At 74.6% G+C, this 22,886-nt stretch carries 16 protein-coding genes; 8 read left to right on the forward strand and 8 right to left on the reverse strand.

What is annotated here, in order from left to right; genetic code table 11:
* The first annotated feature begins 505 nt into the window (after positions 1 to 505).
* Together ACFWW8_RS23235 and ptsP are read left to right on the forward strand one after the other, a co-directional pair.
* Positions 506 to 955 (forward strand): PTS glucose transporter subunit IIA, encoded by a 450-nt coding sequence (locus ACFWW8_RS23235; protein WP_386530859.1) that lies wholly within the window; start codon positions 506 to 508, stop codon positions 953 to 955.
* A gap of 74 nt (positions 956 to 1,029) precedes the next feature.
* Positions 1,030 to 2,700, forward strand: coding sequence for a phosphoenolpyruvate--protein phosphotransferase (ptsP, locus tag ACFWW8_RS23240; RefSeq protein ID WP_386530860.1), 1,671 nt, complete (start codon positions 1,030 to 1,032; stop codon positions 2,698 to 2,700).
* A 91-nt stretch (positions 2,701 to 2,791) separates the two neighbouring features.
* Here ptsP and ACFWW8_RS23245 read toward each other — a convergent pair whose 3' ends face one another.
* Positions 2,792 to 3,730: a hypothetical protein gene (locus tag ACFWW8_RS23245; protein WP_386530861.1), complete on the reverse strand. Its 939-nt coding sequence runs from the start codon at positions 3,728 to 3,730 to the stop codon at positions 2,792 to 2,794.
* 63 nt (positions 3,731 to 3,793) lie between these two features.
* Positions 3,794 to 5,776, reverse strand: a complete 1,983-nt coding sequence (locus ACFWW8_RS23250; protein WP_386530862.1) for an acetoacetate--CoA ligase — start codon at positions 5,774 to 5,776, stop codon at positions 3,794 to 3,796.
* 223 nt (positions 5,777 to 5,999) lie between these two features.
* Here ACFWW8_RS23250 and ACFWW8_RS23255 point away from each other — a divergent pair, with 223 nt between their 5' ends.
* A complete protein-coding gene (locus tag ACFWW8_RS23255; RefSeq protein WP_386530863.1) occupies positions 6,000 to 8,351 on the forward strand; it encodes a glycoside hydrolase family 31 protein in 2,352 nt (783 codons plus the stop codon).
* 931 nt (positions 8,352 to 9,282) lie between these two features.
* Here ACFWW8_RS23255 and ACFWW8_RS23260 read toward each other — a convergent pair.
* Positions 9,283 to 9,792, reverse strand: coding sequence for an NUDIX domain-containing protein (locus ACFWW8_RS23260; RefSeq protein WP_386530864.1), 510 nt, complete (start codon positions 9,790 to 9,792; stop codon positions 9,283 to 9,285).
* Between the two features lie 11 nt (positions 9,793 to 9,803).
* Here ACFWW8_RS23260 and ACFWW8_RS23265 point away from each other — a divergent pair, with 11 nt between their 5' ends.
* The 4 genes from ACFWW8_RS23265 to ACFWW8_RS23280 all read left to right on the forward strand — a co-directional run bounded on the left by ACFWW8_RS23265 (position 9,804) and on the right by ACFWW8_RS23280 (position 12,692).
* The gene (locus ACFWW8_RS23265) at positions 9,804 to 10,589 is read left to right on the forward strand and encodes a M15 family metallopeptidase (protein WP_386530865.1); all 786 of its coding nucleotides are present in this window, start codon (positions 9,804 to 9,806) and stop codon (positions 10,587 to 10,589) included.
* A 13-nt stretch (positions 10,590 to 10,602) separates the two neighbouring features.
* Positions 10,603 to 10,941, forward strand: a complete 339-nt coding sequence (locus ACFWW8_RS23270) for an Mpo1-like protein (RefSeq protein ID WP_386530867.1) — start codon at positions 10,603 to 10,605, stop codon at positions 10,939 to 10,941.
* 63 nt (positions 10,942 to 11,004) lie between these two features.
* Positions 11,005 to 11,496, forward strand: coding sequence for a Zn-ribbon domain-containing OB-fold protein (locus ACFWW8_RS23275; RefSeq protein WP_386530868.1), 492 nt, complete (start codon positions 11,005 to 11,007; stop codon positions 11,494 to 11,496).
* A complete protein-coding gene (locus tag ACFWW8_RS23280; RefSeq protein ID WP_386530870.1) occupies positions 11,493 to 12,692 on the forward strand; it encodes a lipid-transfer protein in 1,200 nt (399 codons plus the stop codon). Before ACFWW8_RS23275 ends, ACFWW8_RS23280 begins: the two co-directional genes overlap by 4 nt.
* A gap of 199 nt (positions 12,693 to 12,891) precedes the next feature.
* Here ACFWW8_RS23280 and ACFWW8_RS23285 read toward each other — a convergent pair whose 3' ends face one another.
* Genes ACFWW8_RS23285 through ACFWW8_RS23300 form a run of 4 tightly spaced genes read right to left on the reverse strand, consistent with a single transcriptional unit; the run spans position 12,892 to position 17,242 of the window.
* Entirely contained in the window at positions 12,892 to 13,518 is a 627-nt protein-coding gene (locus ACFWW8_RS23285; RefSeq protein ID WP_386530872.1) for an ATP/GTP-binding protein, read from the reverse strand.
* Positions 13,499 to 13,942, reverse strand: a complete 444-nt coding sequence (locus ACFWW8_RS23290; RefSeq protein WP_386530874.1) for a DUF742 domain-containing protein — start codon at positions 13,940 to 13,942, stop codon at positions 13,499 to 13,501. Before ACFWW8_RS23290 ends, ACFWW8_RS23285 begins: the two co-directional genes overlap by 20 nt.
* A 10-nt stretch (positions 13,943 to 13,952) precedes the next feature.
* Positions 13,953 to 14,390: a roadblock/LC7 domain-containing protein gene (locus ACFWW8_RS23295; protein WP_267722980.1), complete on the reverse strand. Its 438-nt coding sequence runs from the start codon at positions 14,388 to 14,390 to the stop codon at positions 13,953 to 13,955.
* The gene (locus ACFWW8_RS23300) at positions 14,387 to 17,242 is read right to left on the reverse strand and encodes a nitrate- and nitrite sensing domain-containing protein (RefSeq protein WP_386530876.1); all 2,856 of its coding nucleotides are present in this window, start codon (positions 17,240 to 17,242) and stop codon (positions 14,387 to 14,389) included. The genes ACFWW8_RS23295 and ACFWW8_RS23300 overlap by 4 nt, the downstream gene beginning before the upstream one ends.
* A gap of 384 nt (positions 17,243 to 17,626) precedes the next feature.
* Here ACFWW8_RS23300 and ACFWW8_RS23305 point away from each other — a divergent pair, with 384 nt between their 5' ends.
* A complete protein-coding gene (locus ACFWW8_RS23305; protein WP_386530878.1) occupies positions 17,627 to 18,079 on the forward strand; it encodes a hypothetical protein in 453 nt (150 codons plus the stop codon).
* Between the two features lie 90 nt (positions 18,080 to 18,169).
* Here the strand turns inward: ACFWW8_RS23305 and ACFWW8_RS23310 are convergent, their stop codons facing one another.
* Positions 18,170 to 22,828, reverse strand: a complete 4,659-nt coding sequence (locus tag ACFWW8_RS23310) for a hypothetical protein (protein WP_386530880.1) — start codon at positions 22,826 to 22,828, stop codon at positions 18,170 to 18,172.
* Positions 22,829 to 22,886 lie beyond the last annotated feature (58 nt).

A 22,886-nucleotide genomic window follows, 5' to 3' on the forward strand; every position in this document is an offset into this window, starting at 1 on the left:
TCTCGGGCTTTCCTCCGGGCTTTCGTTCTGTTCTTGCGTTTCCGACTCTATCAGACTCTTTCGTGTCCGATTCCCGGTCGAAGCGGGATTCGCTTTCCAGGTATTCGCTTTCGCGTTTTCCCTTCCGGCGATTCCGACTCTATCAGCGATTCCCTGTTCCCCTGACCGCTCTCCATCGCGTCAAAAGGCGCACGGAAATAAAGCCGAGTTCAAGATCGATACTGAAGAGGGGGTTCCCGTCCATGAGACGTTCGTGAGAAATTCACACGGTGCGTCCCGGCAGGAGTCACGACAGTACAGGTCCGCCGGTGCCCAGGCAAATCGATTCAGGCGTATGGTCTAGTCCACCGGTCTAGTCCACTAGTCTCCGTGCCGAAGGGCCAGCCCGGATCGGGACCAACATCGGGCGAACCCGAACATGTCGTGACTTATCCTTCTGCAAGAGTACGCCGTTCGCGACACGTAGTGACGGCGACACGAAGAAGCCCCACCCCTGGGAGGCCCCATGACCAGCGTGACGTCCCCACTTGCCGGGACCGCCATCGGACTCGCGGCAGTGCCCGATCCGGTGTTCTCCGGCGCCATGGTGGGACCGGGCACCGCCATCGACCCCGTGCGTGAGCCCTCGGAGGCGGTGTCCCCCGTAGACGGTGTGGTCGTCTCCCTGCACCCGCACGCGTACGTCGTCGTGGACGGTGAGGGCCACGGCGTCCTCACCCACCTCGGCATCGACACCGTCCAGCTCAACGGCGAGGGCTTCGAGCTCCTCGTCAACAAGGGCGACACGGTGACCCGCGGTCAGGCCGTCATCCGCTGGAACCCCGCCGCGGTCGAGGCCGCGGGCAAGTCCCCCGTGTGCCCCGTCGTCGCCCTCGAGGCGACCCCGGACGCGCTTTCGGACGTCGTCGACTCCGGCGACGTGAAGGCCAGCGACGTCCTCTTCAGCTGGCAGTGACGCACCCGCCTGAGGAGGCGGGTCGGACATCCACCGCGGCGGCCGAGCCCGCCGCCCTACCGGAGACGGGTGAAATGGAGACAACGCTGCGAGGCGTCGGCGTGAGCCACGGTGTGGCGATCGGCGAGGTTCGGCACATGGGTACGGCGGTTCTCGAACCGCCGGCCAAGCAGATCACCGCGGACGAGGCGGAGCGCGAACAGGGGCGCGCCCGTCAGGCCGTGGAGGCTGTATCGGCCGACCTGATCGCGCGCGGCCAGCTGGCCGGTGGCGAGGCCCAGCACGTGCTGGAGGCCCAGGCGATGATCGCGACGGACCCCGAGCTGATGGCGGACGTCGACCGGCGGATCGCCGTCGGCAGCACCGCCGAGCGCGGGATCTACGACGCGTTCGCCTCCTACCGCGACCTGCTCGCCGGAGCCGGCGAGTACATGGCCGGGCGGGTGGCCGACCTGGACGACGTACGGAACCGGATCGTCGCGCGCCTGCTGGGCGTGCCCATGCCGGGTGTCCCGGACAGTGACGAGCCGTACGTACTGATCGCGCGGGACCTGGCCCCCGCCGACACCGCGCTGCTCGACCCGGCCCTGGTGCTCGGGTTCGTGACCGAGGAGGGCGGGCCGACCAGCCACAGCGCCATCCTCGCGCGGGCGCTGGGCGTACCGGCGATCGTGGCGCTCCCGGGGGCCGGTGAACTCGCCGAGGGCACCCTCATCGCGGTCGACGGGAGCACGGGCGACGTGTTCGTGGACCCGACGCCGGAGAAGCGGGCCGAGCTGGAGGCCGCGGCCGCCGAGCGCAAGGCCGCCCTCTCCGCGTCGTCCGGTCCGGGCGCGACCTCGGACGGGCACAGGGTGCCGCTGCTGGCGAACGTCGGCGGTCCGGCGGACGTGCCGGCCGCGGTCGAGGCCGGGGCCGAGGGCGTGGGCCTGTTCCGCACCGAGTTCCTGTTCCTGGACGACAGCAAGAAGGCTCCGTCCGAGGAGAAGCAGATCGAGTCGTACCGAAAGGTGCTCGAGGCGTTTCCCGAGGGGCGCGTGGTGGTGCGGGTGCTGGATGCCGGCGCCGACAAGCCGCTGGACTTCCTCACGCCGGCGGACGAGCCGAACCCGGCCCTGGGCGTGCGCGGCCTGCGCTCGCTCCTGGACCACCCGGAGGTGCTGCGCACGCAGCTGACCGCGCTGGCCAAGGCGTCCCGGGGCCTGCCCGTCCACCTTGAGGTCATGGCCCCGATGGTGGCGGACCGGACCGACGCCAAGGCGTTCGCGGACGCGTGCCGCGAGGCAGGGCTGCAGGCGAAGTTCGGCGCGATGGTGGAGATCCCGTCCGCCGCGCTCCGGGCGCGCTCGATCCTGCGGGAGGTGGAGTTCCTGTCGCTGGGCACGAACGACCTCGCGCAGTACGCGTTCGCAGCCGACCGTCAGGTCGGCGCCGTCTCGCGGCTCCAGGACCCGTGGCAGCCGGCGCTGCTCGACCTGATCGCCATGTCGGCCGACGCCGCGAAGGCCGAGGGCAAGAGCTGCGGCGTCTGCGGCGAGGCGGCCGCCGACCCGCTGCTGGCCTGTGTGCTGACGGGCCTGGGTGTCACCTCCCTGTCGATGGGCGCCGCCTCGATCCCGTACGTACGGGCGACGCTCGCGAAGCACACGCTGGCGCAGTGCGAGAGGGCCGCCGCCGCGGCGCGGGCGTGCGACACCGCCGAGGAGGCCCGCATGGCCGCCCAGGCGGTGCTCTCCGGCGAGTAGCCGCCGGGAGGAGTGGGACGCGAGGGGCCTTCGCCGGTGGCGGGGGCCCCTCGGTCCGTTTCCGACCGCTCCCCCGGGCCCGGGGCCGGGCTCAGTGGTGCGGGGAGGGGAGGTCCACCTCGTAGCCGGGGCAGTACTCGACCCCTGGTTCTGGGGCGACGGGATCGCCGGTGTCGGCGTCGGTGCAGTAGGCGTTGAACACGGCCGCCGCAGAGAGGGCGGTCAGCCGGCCCCGGTCGAGGCGCCAGCCGTGGACCCGGTCGCCGCGGCCCTCGCGCGAGCTGCGCAGGACCAGTCCCCCGGGGCCGCCGAGGGCGAGTCCGGCCGCCAGGACCGTCATGAAGTCGAGGCCCTCGCGGCCCTCCATGCGGGGCGGGGCGTCCGCTTCGCCGGTCGTGTCGGCGTGCAGGACGGCGACGAGCTGTTCCGTCGCGGTGGGGACGCTGCAGACGAAGTGGTGGTGGCCGGGGCCGGCGCCGGCCAGGAGGCGTTTGAGGGCCTCGGCCGCGCGGTCGAAGGAGGCGTTGCCGATGTCCTCACCGCAGTCCGCGCAGCTGCCCACCCCGGCGAGGAGGGTGGTGGCGTACTCCCAGGTGGCCTGGCGGACGGCCTCGTCCACGAGGAGCGGGACCAGTTCGTCGATGGGCTGGCCGCGGTAGGGGAGGCCGGCGCCGCTGCCCGCGAGTTCCGCGGTGAAGCGGGTGCGGGCGTCGGCCGTGTCGGGGTCGAGGCCGTGCTCCTCGCAGTGCTCGGCGTACTCCTGGGGGTCGAAGAGGGCGACGGTCGTGTGGATGCCCTGGGCCGCGAGGGAGCGGAGCAGGTCGTCGACGTGGCGCAGGTAGTCGTGGTGGTCGTCGAAGGTGAAGCTGCGGTAGCCGCGCATGGCCGCGAAGTCCCCGGGGTCGGCGAGGAGGCCGACGGTGCTGGGGGCTTCGCGGCGCAGGGTGCGGCGCTTGCTGGTGCTGCGGGTCGTGCGGGCGGTGGCGGTCCGTCGGGTGCGGTGGCTCCCGGCGTCGTCCTTCGGTGGCATGGCTCCCCCTGAGTGGCACGGTCGATTGCTCACTCAGCGTAATCATGACCACTGACAGTGACGTCAGCCCTGGGTGCGGGTGCGGGCCAGCTCCTCGTAGAAGGGGAGGAGGTCGAGGTTGTCGACCGAGCCCGGGTTGACCGCCTTCGCCATGGGGGCGCCCTGGAGGAGCCGCTTGACCGGGACCTCGATGCGCTTGCCGGTCAGCGTGTGGGGGATGCCCGGAACCTCGATGATCTCGTCGGGCACGTGGCGCGGGGAGAGCTCCTCGCGGATCGTCGCCTTGATCCGGGCGCGCAGGTCGTCGTCGAGGAGGGCGCCGGGGGCCAGGTGGACGAAGAGCGGCATCCAGTAGCCGCCGTTCGGCTCCTCCAGACCGATGACGAGGGACTCCTTGATCTCGGGGAGGCGTTCGACGGCCTCGTAGATGTCGGCGGAGCCCATCCGCACGCCCTGGCGGTTGAGGGTGGAGTCGGAGCGGCCGTGGATCACCACCGAGCCGTGGTCGGTGAGGGTGATCCAGTCTCCGTGGCGCCAGGTGCCGGGGAACATCTCGAAGTAGCTGTCGCGGTAGCGGCTGCCGTCGGGGTCGTTCCAGAAGCGGATCGGCATGGACGGCATGGGGTTGGTGACGACGAGCTCGCCGACCTCGCCGATGACGGGCTTGCCGGAGGGGTCCCAGGCCTGGAGGTCCGTGCCGAGGCAGGCGGCCTGCAGCTCGCCGATGTGGACGGGGAGGGTGGGGACGGCGCCGGCGAAGCAGCTGCACACGTCGGTGCCGCCGCTGACGGAGGCGATCCAGAGGTCCTCGGCCACCTCGTCGTGGAGCCAGCGGAACCCGTCGGGCGGGAGCGGGGAGCCGGTGGTGGCGACGCACTTCACGGCGGAGAGGTCGAAGTCGCGGGAGGGGTGGACCTCCGCCTTGCGGCAGGCCATGACGTACGCGGCGGAGGTGCCGTACAGCGTCGCCCCGGTCCGCTCGGCGATGCGCCACTGGGCGCCGGTGTCGGGGTAGCCGGGGCTGCCGTCGTACAGGACGACGGTCGTGCCGGTGAGGAGGCCGGAGACGAGGAAGTTCCACATCATCCAGCCGGTGGAGGTGTACCAGAAGAACCGGTCCTCCGGGCCGAGGTCGCAGTGCAGGCCGAGCTGCTTGAGGTGTTCGAGGAGGATGCCGCCCTGGGACTGGACGATGGCCTTGGGGAGGCCGGTCGTACCGGAGGAGTACAGGACCCACAGGGGGTGGTCGAAGGGGACCGGTTCGAAGACGGGCGCGGTGTCGGCCGCGGTCAGGTCGGACCAGGCGAGGGCCCCTTCCGGGGCTTCGGTGCCCAGGACCGGGATGTGGACGACGGCGCGCAGGGAGGGGAGCTCGGCCCGGAGCTCTGCGACGGTCTCGCGGCGGTCGTGCTGCTTGCCGCCGTAGCGGTAGCCGTCCACGGCGAACAGGACGACGGGTTCGACCTGCTGGAAGCGGTCCAGGACGCTGCGTGCGCCGAAGTCGGGGGCGCAGGAGGTCCAGACGCCTCCGACGGCGGCGGTCGCGAGGAGGGCGACCACGGACTCGGCGATGTTCGGGAGGTAGCCGCTGACCCGGTCGCCGGGGCGTACGCCGAGGGCGCGCAGTTCGGCGGCGAGCGAGCCCACCTGCCGGCGGAGGTCGGTCCAGGTGACGGGGGCGGGCTCGTGGGTCTCGTCCACGCACAGCAGGGCGGCCTCCCCGGCGCGGGCCGGGTCCTCGGCGGCGCGCAGGGCGTGCTCGGCGTAGTTGAGGGTGGCGCCCGTGAACCAGCGTGCGCCGGGCATGGAGCGGTCGGCGAGGACGGACTCGTACGGTGTGGTGAAGCGGACGTCGAACCACTCGGCGACGGCCTGCCAGAAGGTGTCCAGCTCGTCGACGGACCAGCTGTGCAGAGCGGGGTAGCCGCCGTCCGCGGGGGCTCCGAACCGGTCGGCGGCCCAGGCCTGGAAGGCGGTGATCCGGGCCGCGGCGATCCGGTCGGGCCCCGGGGCCCAGAGGGGTTCCGGCTGCGTGGCTGAGGTCATGGGTCGGCTCCCGGTCAAGTCTGCGGCTCGCGCTTCGTGTGCGTACGGTGCCACCGCGCGGGGGGTGTGCGCGCGGCGGCTCACTGGGACGATGCCATGTGATCGACATCCGCACCAGAGGTGTCCCGTACGGTCGGCCGCGGGCGGCCGGGGGTGCCGCTGCCGGGTGAACGGCAGTTGAACGCGGTCTCCCGGGCCGGGGCCCGGTGGCAGGGTGATCCGCATGAACGGTCGCGATCTGGTGCGTGCGGTGAAGGACCTCGGTACGGAGCGCGGACGGCGCGCATGGCGCTCGGCCTGGCGCCACCGGCGTGCGGACGCGGTGGGGCTCCCGCGCCGGGGCGCGGAGCGGGCGCGCGTGCCGGGGCTGCTGACGGGTACGGAGCCGCGACCGGGCGGCGGTGTACTGCGCTTCGCGCGCTCGGAGCTGCTGGTGCGGGTGACCTCGGGCGGCGCCGTGTTCTGGGGCTGGGACGGGGCGGGGCCGACGCCGTCGTACGCGGTGGTCGGCGACGGCCCGGAGGCCGATCCGCGGGCCGTGCTGGAGCCGGACACCGAGGGCGGTTGGCGGGTGGTGTCGGAGCGGGTGACGGTCGCGGTGTCCCGGCACGGGTCGGTGGAGGTGCGCACGCCCGGCGGGACGGTACTGCGGCGGGACCTGCCACCGCGCTGGTGGGAGCCGGTGGACCCGGCGCGGGGCGGGGCCCGGTGGGCGCAGCGCAGCGCGGTGGGGGCGGACGCGCGGTTCTTCGGGCTGGGCGGGCGGGCGGCGGGGCCCCGGTTGCGGGACGGGACGTACCGGCTGTGGAACACGGATCCCCAGGGGAGCTTCGGGCCGGGCACCGATCCGCTGCACCTGTCCATGCCGGTGCAGCTGGTGGTCGCCGACGCGGGGACGCACCTGGTGTTCCACGACAACTCCTGGGACGGCCGGGTGGTGCTGCGCGAGGGCGAGGAGGGTGCGGGCTCGGCAGCGGATCGCCCGGGGTCGAGCGAGCTTCGCGTGGAGGGCGGGCCGCTGCGGTGCTGGGTCTTCGTGGGGACTCCGGCGCGGGTGCTGCAGGGCTGGTCGGGGCTGACGGGTCCCGCGGCGGTGCCGCCGGAGTGGGCGCTCGGCCACCAGCACGCGCGCTCGGGCTTCGGGAGCGCGCAGGAGGTGCGGCGGGTGGTGGACGGGCACGCGGAGCGCGGCATGGCGCTGTCGGCCGTGCACCTGGACATCGACCACTACGACGGGCACCGCGTCTTCACGGTGGACGAGGGGCGCTTCCCCGATCTGCCGGGGCTCGCACGGGAGTTGCGCACGCGGGGCGTGCGCCTGGTCTCGATCATCGGCCCCGCGGTGCGGGCGGGCGGCGCGGTGCACGCGTCGGGGCTCTCGGTGGGGACGGGCGGCGCCTTCGTGCGGGACGCGCGGGGCGCGGAGGTCCGCGGGGAGGTGTGGCCGGGCGCGTGCGCGTACCCGGACTTCACCGATCCTGCGGTGCGGGAGTGGTGGGGCGGGCTGTACGAGGAGCGGCTGGGCCGGGGCTTCGCCGGTTTCTGGCACGCCATGAACGAGCCGGTGTCCTTCGCCCCGTTCGGCGACAACACGCTCCCCCGCTCCGCGCGGCACGCGATGGACGGCGCGGGCGGTGACCACCGGTCCGGGCACAACGTGTACGGGCTCGGGATGGCGCGGGCCGGCTGGGAGGGCCTGGTCCGGCTGCGACCGGACGAGCGGCCGTTCCTCGTCTCCCGGTCCGGCTGGGCGGGGATGCAGAGGTACGGGGGGTCGTGGTCCGGCGACGCGGAGAGCAGCTGGGAGGGGCTGCGGGCCTCCTTGGCGCTGGTTCTGGGGCTCGGACTGTGCGGGGTGCCGTACTCGGGCCCGGACGTCGGCGGGTTCGGCGGCTCCCCCTCCCCCGAGTTGTACGTGCGGTGGCTGCAACTGGGCGCGTACCTGCCGCTGTTCCGCACGCACTCAGCCATGCGGGCGGGGCGTCGGGAGCCGTGGGCGTTCGGTGCGGAGGTGCAGGAGCAGGCCCGTGCGGTGATGGCGGAACGGGAGCGGCTGCGGCCGTACTTCGTGACGCTGGCCCACCTGGCCCGCCGGACCGGGGCCCCCTACGTGCGGCCGCTGTGGTGGGGGGCGCCGGAGGAGCGGTCGCTGCGGGACTGCGAGGACGCCTTCCTGCTGGGCGACGCCCTGCTGGTCGCCCCGGTGCTGGAGTGCGGGGCGGACCGGCGGGCGGTGCGGCTGCCGCGCGGCCGGTGGTACGACACCGCGTCGGGGGCTGAGTACGAGGGCCCGGGCCAGGTGCTGCTGGACGCCCCGCAGGGCCGGATCCCGGTGCTGGCCCGCGCGGGTGCGGTGCTCCCGGTCCGCGACCCGTCCGGTGGCGGCGGCGTGACCCTGGAGGCGTGGGCGCCGGCGCGGGGGCGGACGGGCGGCGGGCTGGTGGTGCGGGACCCGGGGCCGGGCTTCGCGGCGGGCGTGATCGAGCGGTACACCGTGCGGTGGGCGGGGGCCGCTGTGGTGGTGGAGGACGAGGCGGGCGAACGGGTGCCGGGCGTGACGGTGCGCGGGCTGTAGGCGGCGCGGCTGTCGGCGGACGGCCTGTTGGGGGCGGGCTGTTGGGGGCGGGCTGTTGCAGGCGCGGACTGTCGGAGGCATCCGTCGGGGCGAGCCCGCGTGAGCTGGAGGACGGGCGCCGGGGCCGGGGCCGGTGGAGGACGGACCCCGCGTCCGGTGAAGGACGGGGCCCGGGCCGGGCGGGGCAGCCGCGGCCAGCCGTCGTGGTCGCCGCCCGGACGTGGGCCGGCCGTCGCGGCCCGGGCATGGGCCGGCCGTCGCGTGGTCACGTATGCGGCCGCCCGGCACGGATCGGCGACCCGCGGGGTACGCCGACCCGCGGCGGTTCAGGGGGCCCGGGGCCGGATGGGGTCCGGCCGGCCCTGAGCGGGTGGAGGTTCAGGCGGACCGGGGTTCGGTGGGTTCAGGGAGCCCGGGGCAGATGGGTTCAGGCGGACCCGAGCCAGATGGGGCTCAGGCAGACCCGGGCGGGCCCGGAGGGGCTCGGGCAGACCCGGGCCCGGAAGGGCTCAGGCGGACCCGGGCAGATGGGTTCAGGCGAGCCCGGGCCCGAGGGGGCTCAGACAGACCCGGGCCCGAGGGGGCTCAGGCCGGCCCGGGCCAGGAGGGGCTCAGGCAGACCCGGGCCCGCAGGGGCTCAGGCAGACCCGGGCCCGCAGGGGCTCGGGCAGACCCAGGCCCGGTGGAGGTGCAGGCGGCCCCAGGCCCGGAGGGTTCAGAGAACCCGGGGCAGATGGGTTCAGGCCGACCCGCGCCCCGCGGGGCCCAGGCAGACCCAGGCCCGGAGGGGCTCAGGCGGACCCGGGCAGGTGGGCTCAGGCAGACCCCGCCCCGGAGGGGCCCGGGCCTGGAGGGACTCAGGCGGACCCGGGCAGATGGGCTCAGGCGGACCCGGGCAGGTGGGCTCAGGCGGGTCCGGGCGCGGTGGGGTTCAGGCGTAGCGGCCCGCGAACCACGAGGCCGCGGCACGGGTGTGCAGGGGGAAGGCCAGGTCCGACGGCCCCCGCAGGACGTGCCAGCCCGTGGTCTCGTCCGTGGCGACCGATGCGGGCAGGGACGCCACCGGACGGGGCGGGAGCAGGCCGAAGAGGAGCAGGTGGCCGGCCGGTGAGCTGAGGGCGTCGGCCAGGGCCACCTCCCGGGCGGGAGCCTCGATGCCGGTCTCCTCGCGGAGTTCGCGGACGACCGCGTCCCGCCAGTCCTCGCCGAAGTCGATGAAGCCGCCGGGGAGGGCGATGCCGCCGAGGGCCGGTTCGATGGTGCGGGTGATGACCACGAGGCCGGTGCCGTCCTCGTCCTCGACGGGGAGGAGCACCACGGCCACCGGGAGCGGGTTGCGGTAGGCGGTGGCGCCGCACGACGGGCAGGTGCGGGGCCAGCCGTCCGTGTCGAACGGTGTTCCGCAGGTGGAGCAGTGCGCGTCCCTCAGCTGTGCCGGCATCCCGCGATGGTATGCCAAGCGGTATGAGGGCGACGGCTGTTGCGATCGGTGCGGGACTCCTGGCGGTACTGGGTGCGCTGGGTGCGCTGGGTGCGCCGACGCTTGCGCCGGGTGCGCCGATGCCCGGGCCGGAACCCTCGGGACCTCCGGGAGCGCCGGCCGGCAGAGCGGCGCCCCCGGGGTTCGCGGCCCTGGCGCACGTGGATCCCACGGTCCGGCAGGACGTGCGGTACGCGACCGCACGCAACTTCACCGGCCGCCGGGTCGACGGGTACCGGGAACCGGTGTGCCTGCTCGCGCGCCCCGCCGCGGAGGCGTTGCGGCGCGCGCAGCGCGAGCTGCTGCCGCGCGGCCTCTCCCTGAAGGTCTACGACTGCTACCGGCCGCAGCGTGCCGTGGACCGGTTCGTCCGGTGGGCCGGGGACCCCGCCGACCAGGGGACCAAGGCCGAGTACTACCCGGACGTCGACAAGGACCGGCTGATTCCCGACGGATACATCGCCGAGCGGTCGGGCCACTCCCGCGGGAGCACCGTGGACGTCACGCTCGTCTCCACCGCGTCGGGTCGGGAGCTGGACATGGGCACCGCGTTCGACCACTTCGGGCCGTCGTCCCACACGGACGCTCCGGCCATCCCGCCCGCCGCCCGCGCGAACCGGCGGCTGCTGCTGGGCGTCCTGGGGGCGCGGGGCTTCGTCAACCTGCCGGAGGAGTGGTGGCACTTCACGCACCGGCCCGAGGCGTTCCCCGGCACGCATTTCGACTTCCCCGTCTCTGTCGCCGCCGTCCTGCCGTGACTACCGTGCCCCCATGACGTTCCGTTCGTACGAGGAGTTCTGGCCCTACTACGTCGCCATGCACGCGCGGGCCGCCACCCGCTGGGTACATCTCACCGGCACGCTCACCGGGCTCGCCCTCACCCTCTACGGGGCGGCCCGGGGGCGGAAGCGGTACCTGGCGGCCCTTCCCGTGATCGGGTACGGGGCCGCGTGGCCGGCGCACTTCCTGATCGAGAAGAACAACCCCGCGACCTTCGGGCACCCCGGATGGTCGCTCCGCGGGGACGCGCAGATGATCCGGATGATGCTCGCCGGGCGCGACGCGGAGCTGGCGGAGATCGCGCAGAAGTGGCTCGCCGAGAACCGGTGACCCGGAGGGCCTCCCGTGCCAGACTCCTGACGATGCGTCAGAAACACTGACACGGGAGGAATCTTGGCACGCACGCGCACCCCCGTCGTGAGCGGTTGGTTCACCGAGGACGCCCCGGGCCCCGAGCCCGGCGCCCCGGCCGGGGCCGGACCCGCGAGCGCCTTCCGGCTGCTCGGAACCCGGTGCTCCGCCTGCACCGCGGTGTTCTTCCCCCGCGAGGACGCTTTCTGCCGCAACCCGCGCTGCCCCGGCGACGGCGTCCTCGCCGAGGTGCCGTTGTCGCCGCGCGGCCGGGTCTGGTCGTACACCGACGGGCGCTACCGGCCGCCGGCGCCGTACGTGTCCGACCCCGCCGTGCCCTGGGAGCCGTACACCCTGATCGCGGTGGAGCTGGAGGCCGAGGGGATCGTCGTGCTCGGGCAGGCGGCGCCCGGGGTCGGGGTCGGCGATCTGGCGGTCGGCATGGAGGTCGAGGTGGTCGGCGGGGTGCTCGGCGAGGACGATGACACCACGTGGACGACCTGGCGGTTCAGGCCGCTGGGAGGAGCGTCGTGAGCGCCGCCGACATCGCCGTGCTGGGAGCCGGCATGCACCCCTGGGGCAAGTGGGGCCGCAGCTTCGTCGAGTACGGGCGGGCCGCCGCCCGGTCCGCGCTCGCCGACGCCGGCCTGGACTGGACGGACGTGCAGTCCGTCGTCGGAGCCGACACCGTCCGCTCCGGGTACCCGGGGTACGTGGCCGGCGCCACCTTCGCCCGCGCGCTGGGCTGGCAGGGCGCCCGGGTGACCAGCGTCTACGCCGCCTGTGCCTCGGGGGCGCAGGCCATCGGGGCGGCCCGGGCGCAGATCCTGGCCGGGCTGGCGGACGTGGTGCTCGTGGTGGGTGCCGACGCGGCGCCCAAGGGGTTCTTCGCACCGGCCGGGGGGGAACGGCCCGACGACCCCGACTGGCTGCGGTTCCGCGTGCTGGGCGCCACCAATCCGGCCTACTTCGCGCTGTACGCGCGCCGCCGCATGGCCGTCCACGGGGACACCCTGGAGGACTTCGCCCGGGTCAAGGTGAAGAACGCGGCGGCCGGGCTGCTGAACCCGAACGCCCGCTACCGCAGGGCCGTGACCACGGAGGAGGTGGCCGCCTCGGCGGTGGTCGCCGATCCGCTGCGGCTGCTCGACATCTGCGCCACGTCTGACGGCGGCGCCGCGCTCGTGCTGTCCAGCACGGACTTCGCGCGCTCGCGCGGTGTCACCGACCCGGTGCGCATCCGGGCCGTGTCGACGGTGACGCCCACCTATCCGCGTACGGTGCTGGACCTCCCGGACATCGCCACCGACTCGACGGCCGGGGTGGGGGTCGAGCCGGTGTCGGGCTCCTTCCGGGCCTCCCTCGCGCGGGCGGCGTACGAGGAGGCGGGGCTCGGCCCGGAGGACCTCTCGCTCGCCGAGGTGTACGACCTCTCCACCGCCCTGGAGCTGGAGTGGTACGAGGACATCGGGCTCTGCGGGGAGGGCGGGGGCGCCACGCTCCTGCGGAAGGGGGCGACGGCGCTGGGCGGGCGCGTCCCGGTCAACGCGAGCGGCGGGCTGGCCTCCTTCGGGGAGGCGGTGCCGGCCCAGGCCATCGCCCAGGTGTGTGAGCTGACGTGGCAGTTGCGCGGGACGGCCGGTGCGCGGCAGGTTCCGGGGGCGCGGGCCGGGATCACCGCGAACCAGGGTCTGTTCGGGCACGGTTCGGCGGTGATCGCGGTGCGCTGAGCGGCTTCCGGCGGGCCGTGGATCGGGCCTCGCAGGGGGGCCGACCAGCGGTTTCCCGCGAGTGTTGTGCGCGTACTTGACGGCCCCCCACGGCGGGTTCACACTCGCTCCACGGTCCCGCGCCGCGTTCCGGGCGCCGAATCCCCCACGAGAGCTGCGGCCCGTACCCCAGTCGGCGGGGGTACGGGCCGCGTCCGTGTCAGGCGCCGGCCGAGATGCTCCGGCGGCGGGCGCGGGCCAGCGACATCGCGTGTTCCACGACCCCCACGAGAACGTCCTTCACGGATTCCCGGTCGCGGGCGTCGCAGAGCAGAACCGGCACGCCCGGGTCGAGGTCGAGCGCCTCCCGCACGGTGACCACGGGGTGGTGGTCCGCCTCGTCGAAGCAGTTGACGGCGACGACGAACGGGATCTCGCGGCGCTCGAAGTAGTCGACGGCCGCGAAGCAGTCGGCGAGGCGGCGGGTGTCCGCGAGGACCACCGCGCCCAGCGACCCCTGGGCCAGTTCGTCCCACAGGAACCAGAACCGGTCCTGGCCCGGGGTGCCGAACAGGTACAGCACCAGGTCCTCGCGCAGCGTGATGCGCCCGAAGTCCATCGCCACGGTGGTCGTGCTCTTGCTCTCCACTCCCCGGGTGTCGTCGATGCCGATGCCCGGTTCCGAGAGTTGTTCCTCGGTCCGCAGCGGTCTGATCTCGCTTACCGCACTGACCAGGGTGGTTTTGCCCACCCCGAAGCCGCCCGCGACCAGGATCTTCAGGGTCAGCGGCTCGACCGGTGACACGGCGTGCATGGCACCGGTGCGGCTAGAGCGCCCGAAGGCCATCGATCACCTCACGCAGAATGGATTCGTCGGGTAGTTCGGCCGGAGGTACCGGCCTGGTCACGTGGACCAGTTCATCGTCGACGAGGTCGCCGATCAGGACCCGCACGACCCCGATCGCGAGGTCGAGGTCGGCCGCCAGTTCGGCGACCGACTGCGGGCGGTTCCGGCACAGCCCCAGGATGCGGGCGTGTTCCGGGGCCAGGGTCATGTCCCAGACCGGGTCGTCGGCCGCGGATTCGGCGACGACGAGCGCGATCAGGTCGAGGCGGTGCTGGCCCGCGTGGCTGGTCCGGCCGCGGGTCATCGCGTACGGGCGTACGACGGGACCCGCGTCGTCGTCGAACCAGTGCGGGTGGTCCGGGGCGGCGGGCCCCTCCGCGGAGGGGGTGCGGGCAGGGTGTCGGTCCTGGCCTGGATCGCTCATGCCGTACGTCTCACCCTCCGGCTGGCAGCCCGGTGCGCGGGGCGGTCGCCAGGTGGTCGCCCACTCGCTTGACCATGAGCGTCATCTCGTACGCGACCTGCCCGACGTCGGATTCGGCGTCGGCGAGGACGGCCAGGCAGCTGCCGTCGCCGGCCGCCATCACGAAGAGGAACGCCTCGTCCAGCTCGACGACGGTCTGGCGGACCCTGCCGGACTCGAAGTGCCGGCCGACGCCCTTGGCGAGGCTGTGGAATCCAGAGGCCACCGCCGCCAGGTGCTCGCTGTCCTCGCGGGTCAGGTCCCGGGAGGTGCCGGTCGGCAGGCCGTCGCCGGACAGGACGACCGCCTTGCGGATGGAGCCGACCTTGTCCACGAGCTCGTCGAGGAGCCAGTTGAGCGGGCCGGAGCCGCGGCTCCTGCTGTCGTTTCCGGTCTGCGGTGCGGTCATCGACCGTCCCCTTCGTTCTCGTTCGCGGGACCGGTGGCGGCGGAGGTGCCTGCCCCGGTCGCGGACTGCGTCCGTGCCTGCTGGTTGCGGCCCGCGGTCCAGCCGCGCTGGAGCGCGGACATGCGCGTGCGTACGTCCTCCGCGTCCCGGTCGTCCGCGGCGCCGTCGGCGGTGTCCGGGGCGGGGGCGGCGGCGCGGGAGTCCTTCAGCTGGGGGGCCAGGTTGGCCTGGCGTACCCGGCGGGGCAGCAGGCCGCTGCCGCCCGGCGGGGGTACGGGGGCGCCGGCGGCGGGGGCGGGCGGCGGGACCGCGGACACCGGGCGCGGCTCGACGCGGCGGCCGTGGTCCGCTACCAGCGTCGGGGCGGGCCGGCGGCGGGGCAGCGGCACCGTCCCCTGGCCGCCGCGGGGGCCGTCGGGGCGGGTGGCCTCCGGTCGGGCGCCGTCGGGCCGGGCGCTGTCGAGGCGGACCGGGCCCGTGGGGGCGAGCGGTCCGCGCTCCCCGTTGCGGGGGGCGCCGACCCGCTCGGCCGGACGGTCGGGGTGGCGGTCGGCGTGCCGCGGCTCGGGGTGCCGCGGCTCGGGGTGCCGGTCAGCGGACGGACGGTCGGCCGTGCGCAGGCCGAGCAGGCCGCTGCGCGGGAGTCCCTTCGGCGGGGTCTCGTCGTCCAGGGTGGCCATGGCGGGGCGGCCGCCGACGCCGGTGATCCCGGTGGTGGTGCCGTCCACGACGGCGGGGTCGTCGAGGCCGTCGAGGCCGAGCACGCCCAGCGGCGCCTCCAGCTCGACGGGCCCGCGCAGGTCCGCCGCGGGCAGGGCGCGCCCGGACGGGGCCCGCCCGACGGCGGGGGCGTTGCGCTCGGACGGGATCACGCCGGGCCTGCCCGGCTTGCCCGGCTTCCCGGCCATGCCGGCGCCGACGCCGGCGTTCAGCCGGATGCCGGTGCCGTTGGTGTCGGGGGCCTCGGTCAGCAGGGCGTCGGGGAGGAACACCACGGCGGTGGTGCCCCCGTACGGGCTGTGCTGGAGGACGACCTTGACGGCGTGGCGCTGCGCGAGGCGGCTGACGACGAACAGGCCGAGGCGGTCGGTGTCGGACAGCTCGAACTCGGGGGTCTCGGCGAGCCGGAGGTTCGCGTCGAGGAGCGCGTCCGGGTTCATTCCGAGGCCGCGGTCGTGGATCTCCAGGGTGAAGCCGTTGGCCACGCGCTCGCCGTGCACCTGGACCGCGGTGTGCGGCGGGGAGAACACCGTGGCGTTCTCCAGGAGTTCCGCGACGAGGTGGGTCACGTCCGCGACGGCGGGCCCGGCGATGCCCAGGCGCGGGAGCCGGCGCACCTCGATGCGCTCGTAGTCCTCCACCTCGGCGACGGCGGCCCGTACGACGTCCATCAGCTGGACGGGCTTGCGCCACTGGCGGGAGGGCGCGGCGCCGGAGAGGATCACCAGGCCCTCGGCGTGGCGGCGCATGCGGGTGGTCATGTGGTCGAGGCGGAAGAGGTCGGCGAGCTCCTCGGCGTCCTCGGTGCGGCGCTCCATGGTGTCGAGGAGGGTCAGCTGGCGGTGCAGGAGCACCTGGTTGCGGCGGGCGAGGTTCACGAACACCTCGGAGACGCCGCGGCGCAGCTCCGCCTGCTTGACGGCGGCCTCGACGGCGGCGCGCTGGAGGGTGTTGAGGGCCTGGCCGACCTGGCCGACCTCGTCCCTCTCGTACTCCAGCCGGGGTGCCTCGGTCTCCACGTCCACGTGCTCGCCGGCGGCGAGGCGGCGCATGACACCGGGCAGGCGGACGCCGGAGGCCTCGTGGGCCTCCTTGCGGAGCCGGGACAGGTCGCGGATCAGCTCGCGGCCGATGCGCACGGACAGGACCAGGGACACGATCAGCGCGATGAAGCCGAGGATGCCGGCGACGGCGGCCTGGACCAGGACGTCCATGGCGACGGGCTCGACGCGCTTCTGGTAGCGGTCCCCGGCCTCGGTGCCCATGACGGCGAGGTCGTCGAGGACCTTGGTGGCCGCGGCGTCCCACTGGGCGGCGGTGCTGCTGCGGGGGTTCTTGACCGCGCCGGCGCTGAGGAAGCGCTCCTCCGCGTCGCGCAGGACCTTGGTGTCGGTGCCGGCCCAGTAGCGCTCGAAGCGCTCGCGGTCTGCGGGCGGGAGGATCGCGAGGTTGAAGTCGTAGAGCAGGGTGCGGTTCGCGGCGAGGTCGGAGACGCGGCGGACGTCGGCGGCGCTGACGCTGCGGGCCGCGAAGGCGGAGGCCACGAGGGCGTCCTCGCGGGAGAGCGCCTCACGGGCCCGGGTGATGCCGACGAGGGCGCGGCCCTGCTTGTCCATCTCGACGTCCTCCAGCGCGTGGAGGTTCATCAGGAACTCGTAGCAGGGGTCGACGAGGCGGTTGTAGAACTCCAGGGCCTGGCCGGTGTCGAGGGTGTTCTGGTCGACGGAGCGGCGGATGCTCTCGATGCCGTGGAACGCGGCGAGGATCGAGCGGAGGCGCTGGCCGTTCTGGGCGCTCAGTTCGTCGGTGACCTCCGGGTCGCGGGCGCTCGCCCGGATCTCGGCGACCACGTCGTCGGTGGCGGCGCGGCGCTTGGCGAGCTCGGCCGTGGCGGTGGAGGCGCGGGGGTCGCCGATCACGACGAGGGTCTGGCGGCGCTCCTTCTGGACGGCGCGGGCGACGTCCTCGATGGGGTAGCCGACCTTGTCGATGACGTACGCGACGTCGAGCAACTGGACGGCCTGGCGGCCGGTGATAACCGTCGCGAAGCCCCAGAGCGCGGTCAGGGAGACGAGCGGCACAAGGAGCAACGCCACGATCTTCCGGCGGATGGATTTCCCGCGAAAGCGCATGGCCTCCCCAGCCTCCCCCAGCTCAACCCCGTTACGGGGAGTCGGTGTTCCGTCATTTAAACGGCGTGAGCCTACTACTGCCGAGCAACAGCTTCGAAGGCCTGTCCGGACGTTTTCGGCCTGACCTCTGGATGAAGATCACGAGTTGTCCGATACTTCCGGTCAAGAGTGGTGCGATATGCGGCAGATGACACCTGGTGGGGCGTGAGTCCCCGCAACCGGATGGATGGCTGGAATTGTTCGTTCCGCAATCACCGGGGTCGTGGGGTGTCCGCGATGCGGGAATCTCTCGATCGTGCCGTACGTCTTCTGTTCGAGCGGACGCGTGGGGGTAGACGTGGTGGAGCAGGCAGGGCGGACCGCGCGGTGGGGAGTGAGCGGACCATGAGCAGGTACGAGGACGGGGCCGTGGGCGGCGGCAGGGAGGGCGGCGGCAGGGAGGTGCCGGCGCGCGGACTGTGGGTGGAGGAGCCGGCCCGCAAGCCCCGGATGCCGGATCCGGTGCGGACGTCGGCGGTGCGGGCCGTGCTGATCGTGGCCGTGACGCTGACCCAGGCGACGGTCACGTTCCTCCTCACGCTGACGGGCTCCTGGCTGGCCTTCCCGCTGGCGCTGTGCGCGATCGCGGGGACCATCGTGGCCACGTGGGGCGTACTGGACGTGTGGATCACCCGGCAGATGTGGAACCAGCGGTACGGGGTCCTGTCGGAGCCGAGCAGCACGGCGCGGCGCCGCCGCCGGGAGGCCCGCAGGGCCGAGCGGGCAGCCGCGCGCGAGCCGGGCCCGGGTCGCGTGACCCGGGAGGACGGCCCCCTGACGGCGTTCAGCCGCCGCTAAGCCGCTGGGGTGTCCGGCGGCTCGGGCAGGCACCCGTCCCGGGAGCCCCGGCCCCCGCCGGACGGAGTCCGTCGGCGGGAGGCCCGGGGCTCAGCTGCGGCGGAACATGCGCGTGGCCGTGATCTCGCCGTGGATGGCCTCTCCGTCCGGCGACTGCTGCGGCAGGCCCGGCCGGAGGTGTTCCTCGACGCTGATGTACTTCAGGCCCGCCCGGAGGTCGGCGTCGTTGCGCAGTCGGATGACCAGCGGGAACTCGGCGAGGGCCGTGGTGTCGAACAGGCCGGTGGTGTACAGCAGCTGGACGCCGAGCGCGTCCGAGACGGCCCGCTGGAGCTCCAGCAGGTACGTGGCGTTCGCGCGCCCGATCGGGTTGTCGAGGAACAGCGTGCCCGCGTGGCGGTGCTTGTCCCGGCCGCGGTCGTTGCTGCGCAGCGCGGCCATCGTGCAGTACAGCGCGATCGCCGCGGTCAGGAGCTGGCCGCCGGAGAACACGTCGCCCATCTGGCCGACCGGGACCCGCTCGGCGCGCAGCACCGCGTCCGGCTTGAGGATCTCGACGGAGATCCCCTTGGGCTCCAGGGCCGCCTGCACGCCCCGCAGGAGCAGCGACATGCCGTCGCGGCGGCCCTCGCCGAAGGAGGCGGTGCTGTTCTTCTTCACGGCCGCGCGGGTGGCCTCGTCGATGACCTCGCCGAGCCGTTCGGTGAGGGTGGCCTGGTCGGGCTCCTCGAAGCGGATGCGCAGGAACTCCTGGCCCGACCACTCCCCCAGTCCCTCGGGGAGCTGGGAGAGCCGCTGGGCGGAGCGGAGGGTGGCCAGGGCCGACTCGACCAGGCCGCGCAGCCGGTCGACGATGCTGTCGCGGTTGCGCTCCAGCTGGGCGAGCTCGTCGGTGAGGACGCGCAGCCGGGGCGCGAACGCGGTGGCCCAGGAGGCCGCGTGTTCGGGCAGGGCGGAGGCGGGCAGTTCGCGGATCTGCTGGCGCGCGGGGGTGCGCACCTGTTCGTAGCGGGTGGCGTTGGCGTGGCGGACCAGGATGTCGCTCGCCTCCCGGACGGCGGACTCGGCCGCCGAGAGGTCGGCCGCGCAGCCGCGCAGGGAGCGGCGGGCCTCGGTCGCCGACTGGCGGGCCTCCTCCAGGGTGCCCCGGTGGGGGGCGGGTTCCGCGTCGTCGTCCGGGTGGGTGTGATCGCGCAGGAGGTCGCGCAGCAGGGCGGCCGTCTCGTCGAAGCCCCCGGCGCCGTCCTCGGCGGCGCGCTGGGAGCGCAGCAGGTCCGCGTGGGCGGAACGGGCTCCTTCCACGGCGCCGGTGTGGGCGGCGAGCTGGGCGGTGGCCGTGCGCAGCAGGGCCTGGGCCTGCTCGACGTCCACGGGGATCAGGTCCTCGGGCAGTTCGGTGTGGGCCTCCCCCTCGGCCGGGGCGTGCCGCTCGGCCTCGCCGCGCAGCCGGCCGAGCTGCTCGCTCGCGGTGGACGCGCGCGTCTCCAGCATCTGTACGAGGGATTCGGCGCGGGCGGCGGCGGCCTGGCGGGAGGGGCCGTCGGCGCCGTCGGTGCCTTCGAGGAGCTGGGCGGCGCGGGTGCGGACCTTGTTGGTGAGGCGGTCGAGTTCGGCGAGGGCGGCGCTCTCGTCGCTCTCGGCGCGGGCCTGCTCGGCGCGCAGGTCGGCGCCGACGCCGACCTTCTCGTAGAGCTGGGAGGCGGCCCGGTAGGCCTCGCGGAGGTCGGGCAGCGGCGCCTTGGGCGTGCCGTCGTCCTGAGGGAGGGGGTCCGGGGCGCCGGCGATCTCGGCGCGTTCGGCCCGCAGTGCGCGGGCGGTGCGGCGGGCGTCGTCGGCGGCGCGCTGGGTGGCCCGGCGGTCCTCGTCGGCGGCGCGGGCGCGGTCGAGGCAGGCTTCGGCGCGTGCCTCGGACTCGGCGGCCTCGTCGGTGAGTTCGCGGACCTTGGCCTGCCAGCCGACGCGTTCGCGCAGCCGGTACGCGAGTCCGGCCAGGGCGTCGGCGACGCGGCGGGCGCGCTGGGCGGTGTCCTGGCGCTCGTCCCGTACGCGGGTGGCGTCTGCGGCGGCCTCGTCGGCCTCGGCGCGTACGGTACGGGCCTCCGCGAGCTCGGCGTCGGCCTCCTCGGCGAACGCCCGGGCGGCCTCCGCCTGTCGGGCGAGTTCGGTGAGGCGGCCGGGCGGGCAGCCGGTGCGCCAGGAGTTCAGTCGGGCGGCGAGCTCGCGGTCCCCGGAGAGGCGGGCGGCGAGCTCGCGGATCTCGGTGTCGCGGGCGGTGGCACGGGTGCGCAGCGCCCGGCGCTCCTCGTCGGCGGCGTGTTCGTCGTGCATGGCCGGGTTCGGCGGGACGAGGAAGACGGCCGTGTCGGTGTCGCCGGCCGGGGGCACGGGGGCCAGCAGGGCGGCGGCCGTGCCGACGGCGACGGTGGAGCGGGGCAGCAGGGCCGCCTGGGACAGGACCTCGCGGGCGCGGCTGTGCGTGTCGGGGTCGGTGATGACGACGCCGTCGACGAGCTCGGGGCGGGCGGCGAGGACGGCGGCGTGGTCGGTGGGGTCCACGGACTGGGCGAGGTAGCGCCAGCCGGGGAGGGCGGGGATGCCGTGTTCGCCGAGGTATTCGACGGTGGCGAGGACGTCGGGGCCGGGGGGCAGCAGCCCGCCGTCGCCGAGGGCGCCGAGGATGCGGGAGTCGTCGGCGGCGGCGGTGCGCAGGTCGAACAGCTGGCGTTCGGCGGCGGCGACGGCTCCGGTCAGCAGTTCGCGCAGGTCGTCGGCGTTGCGGTCGAGGTCCTCGGCGGTGAGGCCGTCGGCCGCCGCCGTACGGGAGGGGGCGTCCGTGGTCCCGGGGTGCTCCCGGGCGTCGCGCGGGCCGGGCACCGCCGGGTCGCCGGCCGACGGGTCCGCGCCCGGGGGGAGGCCCAGGAGGTCGGCCAGGCGGGGGGCTTCGGCGAGGGCGGCGGCCGCGCGGTGCTCCGCGGCGTAGGCGCTTTCGGCGGCGTCGGCCGCGTCGGCGGCCCGGGCAGCGGTCAGTTCGGCGCGGGACTCGACGGCGGCGGCGTCGCGGGCGGCCTCGGAGGCGCTACGGGCGGCCTCGCGGGCCTCGTCCCAGGCGGCCACGGCGGACTTCTCGGCGTCCGTGGCGGCGAGGGCGGCGCGGGCCGGGTCGGCGTCGGGGGCGGTGTCGTCGAGCCAGCCGGCGCGTACGGCCTCGGCGGTCTCCTCCTGGACCTCGCCGAGGCGGGCCCGCAGGTGCTCGGCCTCGCTGCGGGCGCGCTGGGCGGCGGTGGCGGCGGCGGTGGCGTCGCGGTGGGCGGCCTCGCCGATGGCCTGGAGCTCGGCGGAGCGCTCCTCCTCCTCGTTGGCGAGGCTCTCGCCGTGCTCGGCGGCCGTGTGCAGGGCTCGTACGAGTTCACCGGCGGCGGTGGCCCGGGCGGCGAGCGCGGGGGCCGCGTCCCGCTCGGCCTCCAGGATCGCCGACGCGACGCGCGCGGAGCGGTCGGCGGCCGCGCGGTGGCGCAGGACGTTCTCGGCGGCCTGCCAGGCGGCGTGCAGGGTGCGGGCCTCGATGAGTTCGCGGCGCTGGGCGGCGGCGGCCTTGTCGGCGACGGTCAGCGCCAGCGAGGCGTGCCGGTAGGCGAGTTCCGCGGAGACGGCGGCGCTGCGGGCGCGGGCCGATTCGGCGGCGGTGACCTCGTGGGCGGCGCCGGCGACCCGCTGGGCGAGGTCGGCGGCGCGGCCGCGCTCCTCGGCGGCGCGGGCGGACAGCCGCCGGGCGAGGGTGCGCGTACGGCGTTCGGCGCCGGCGTGGACGTCGCGCAGCCGGGAGCGGGTCTCGGCGGCCTCGACGATGCGGGTGAGCAGGTCCACGGAGCCCGCGGTGAAGTCGCGTTCGGCCATGAGCTCGGCGCGGCGTCCCAGCTTGTTGCCGAAACCGTGGACGAGGTCGGCGAGGCCGTCCGTGTCGCGGGTGTCGGTGACGGCGCGCAGCAGCAGGTCGGTGAAGTCGGAGTCCTTCTTGACCGCGAAGAGGCCGGCGGCCTCGCCCTCGTCGGCGTTCATCTCGCGCTGGTAGCGGAAGAGTTCGGGGTCGAGGCCGAGGTCGGTGAGGTGCTCGTTCCAGCGGTCGTGGATCTCCTCGAAGCAGACTTCGAGGTGCGGGTAGGCCTTGCCGGCCTCGGTGAGGGCGTCGCGGAAGCCCTTCATGGTGCGCCGGCGGCCCTGTGCTCCGGAGACGCCTTCGACGGGCGGGCGCACGGAGGTGGCCTCGGCGACCGGGAGGTTGTCGAGGCTGAGGCCGGGGCCGGGGCGGAAGGAGTACCAGGCCTCGGCGAACTTGCGGGGGTCGTTGGAGACCTGGCGCCCGCGCCACTCGCTGACCTTGCCGACGACCACGCACTCGCCGGTCAGGGTGTGCTGCCACTCCAGGGCCACGTGCCCGCAGTCGTCGGCGAGGAGGAACTTGCGCAGGACGCCGGAGCTGGCGCCGCCGAGGGTGTTGCGGTGGCCGGGCAGCATCACCGAGAAGATCAGCTTCAGGAGGACGGACTTGCCGCCGCCGTTCTCCAGGAAGAGCACGCCGGCGGGCGCGGGGCGGCGCGGCGGGCCGGTGGGCTCCTCCTCGAAGAACTCCGCCTGGGCGGGTGCCGGGTGGGGCACCGGCTCGCCGACTCCGCGCAGGTCGAGCACGGTGTCGGCGTAGCGCGCGCCGGCGGGCCCGATGGAGTAGAGGCGGATCCGGGACAGCTCGTACATGGCGGCGGACTCTCGTGGTCTCTCGTGGGTCGTACGGAGGGCGGGGGGGTGCTCGGGC

Origin of the sequence: Streptomyces sp. NPDC058701, assembly GCF_042715295.1 — a bacterium.
In the GTDB taxonomy this organism is placed as follows: Bacteria; Actinomycetota; Actinomycetes; order Streptomycetales; family Streptomycetaceae; genus Streptomyces.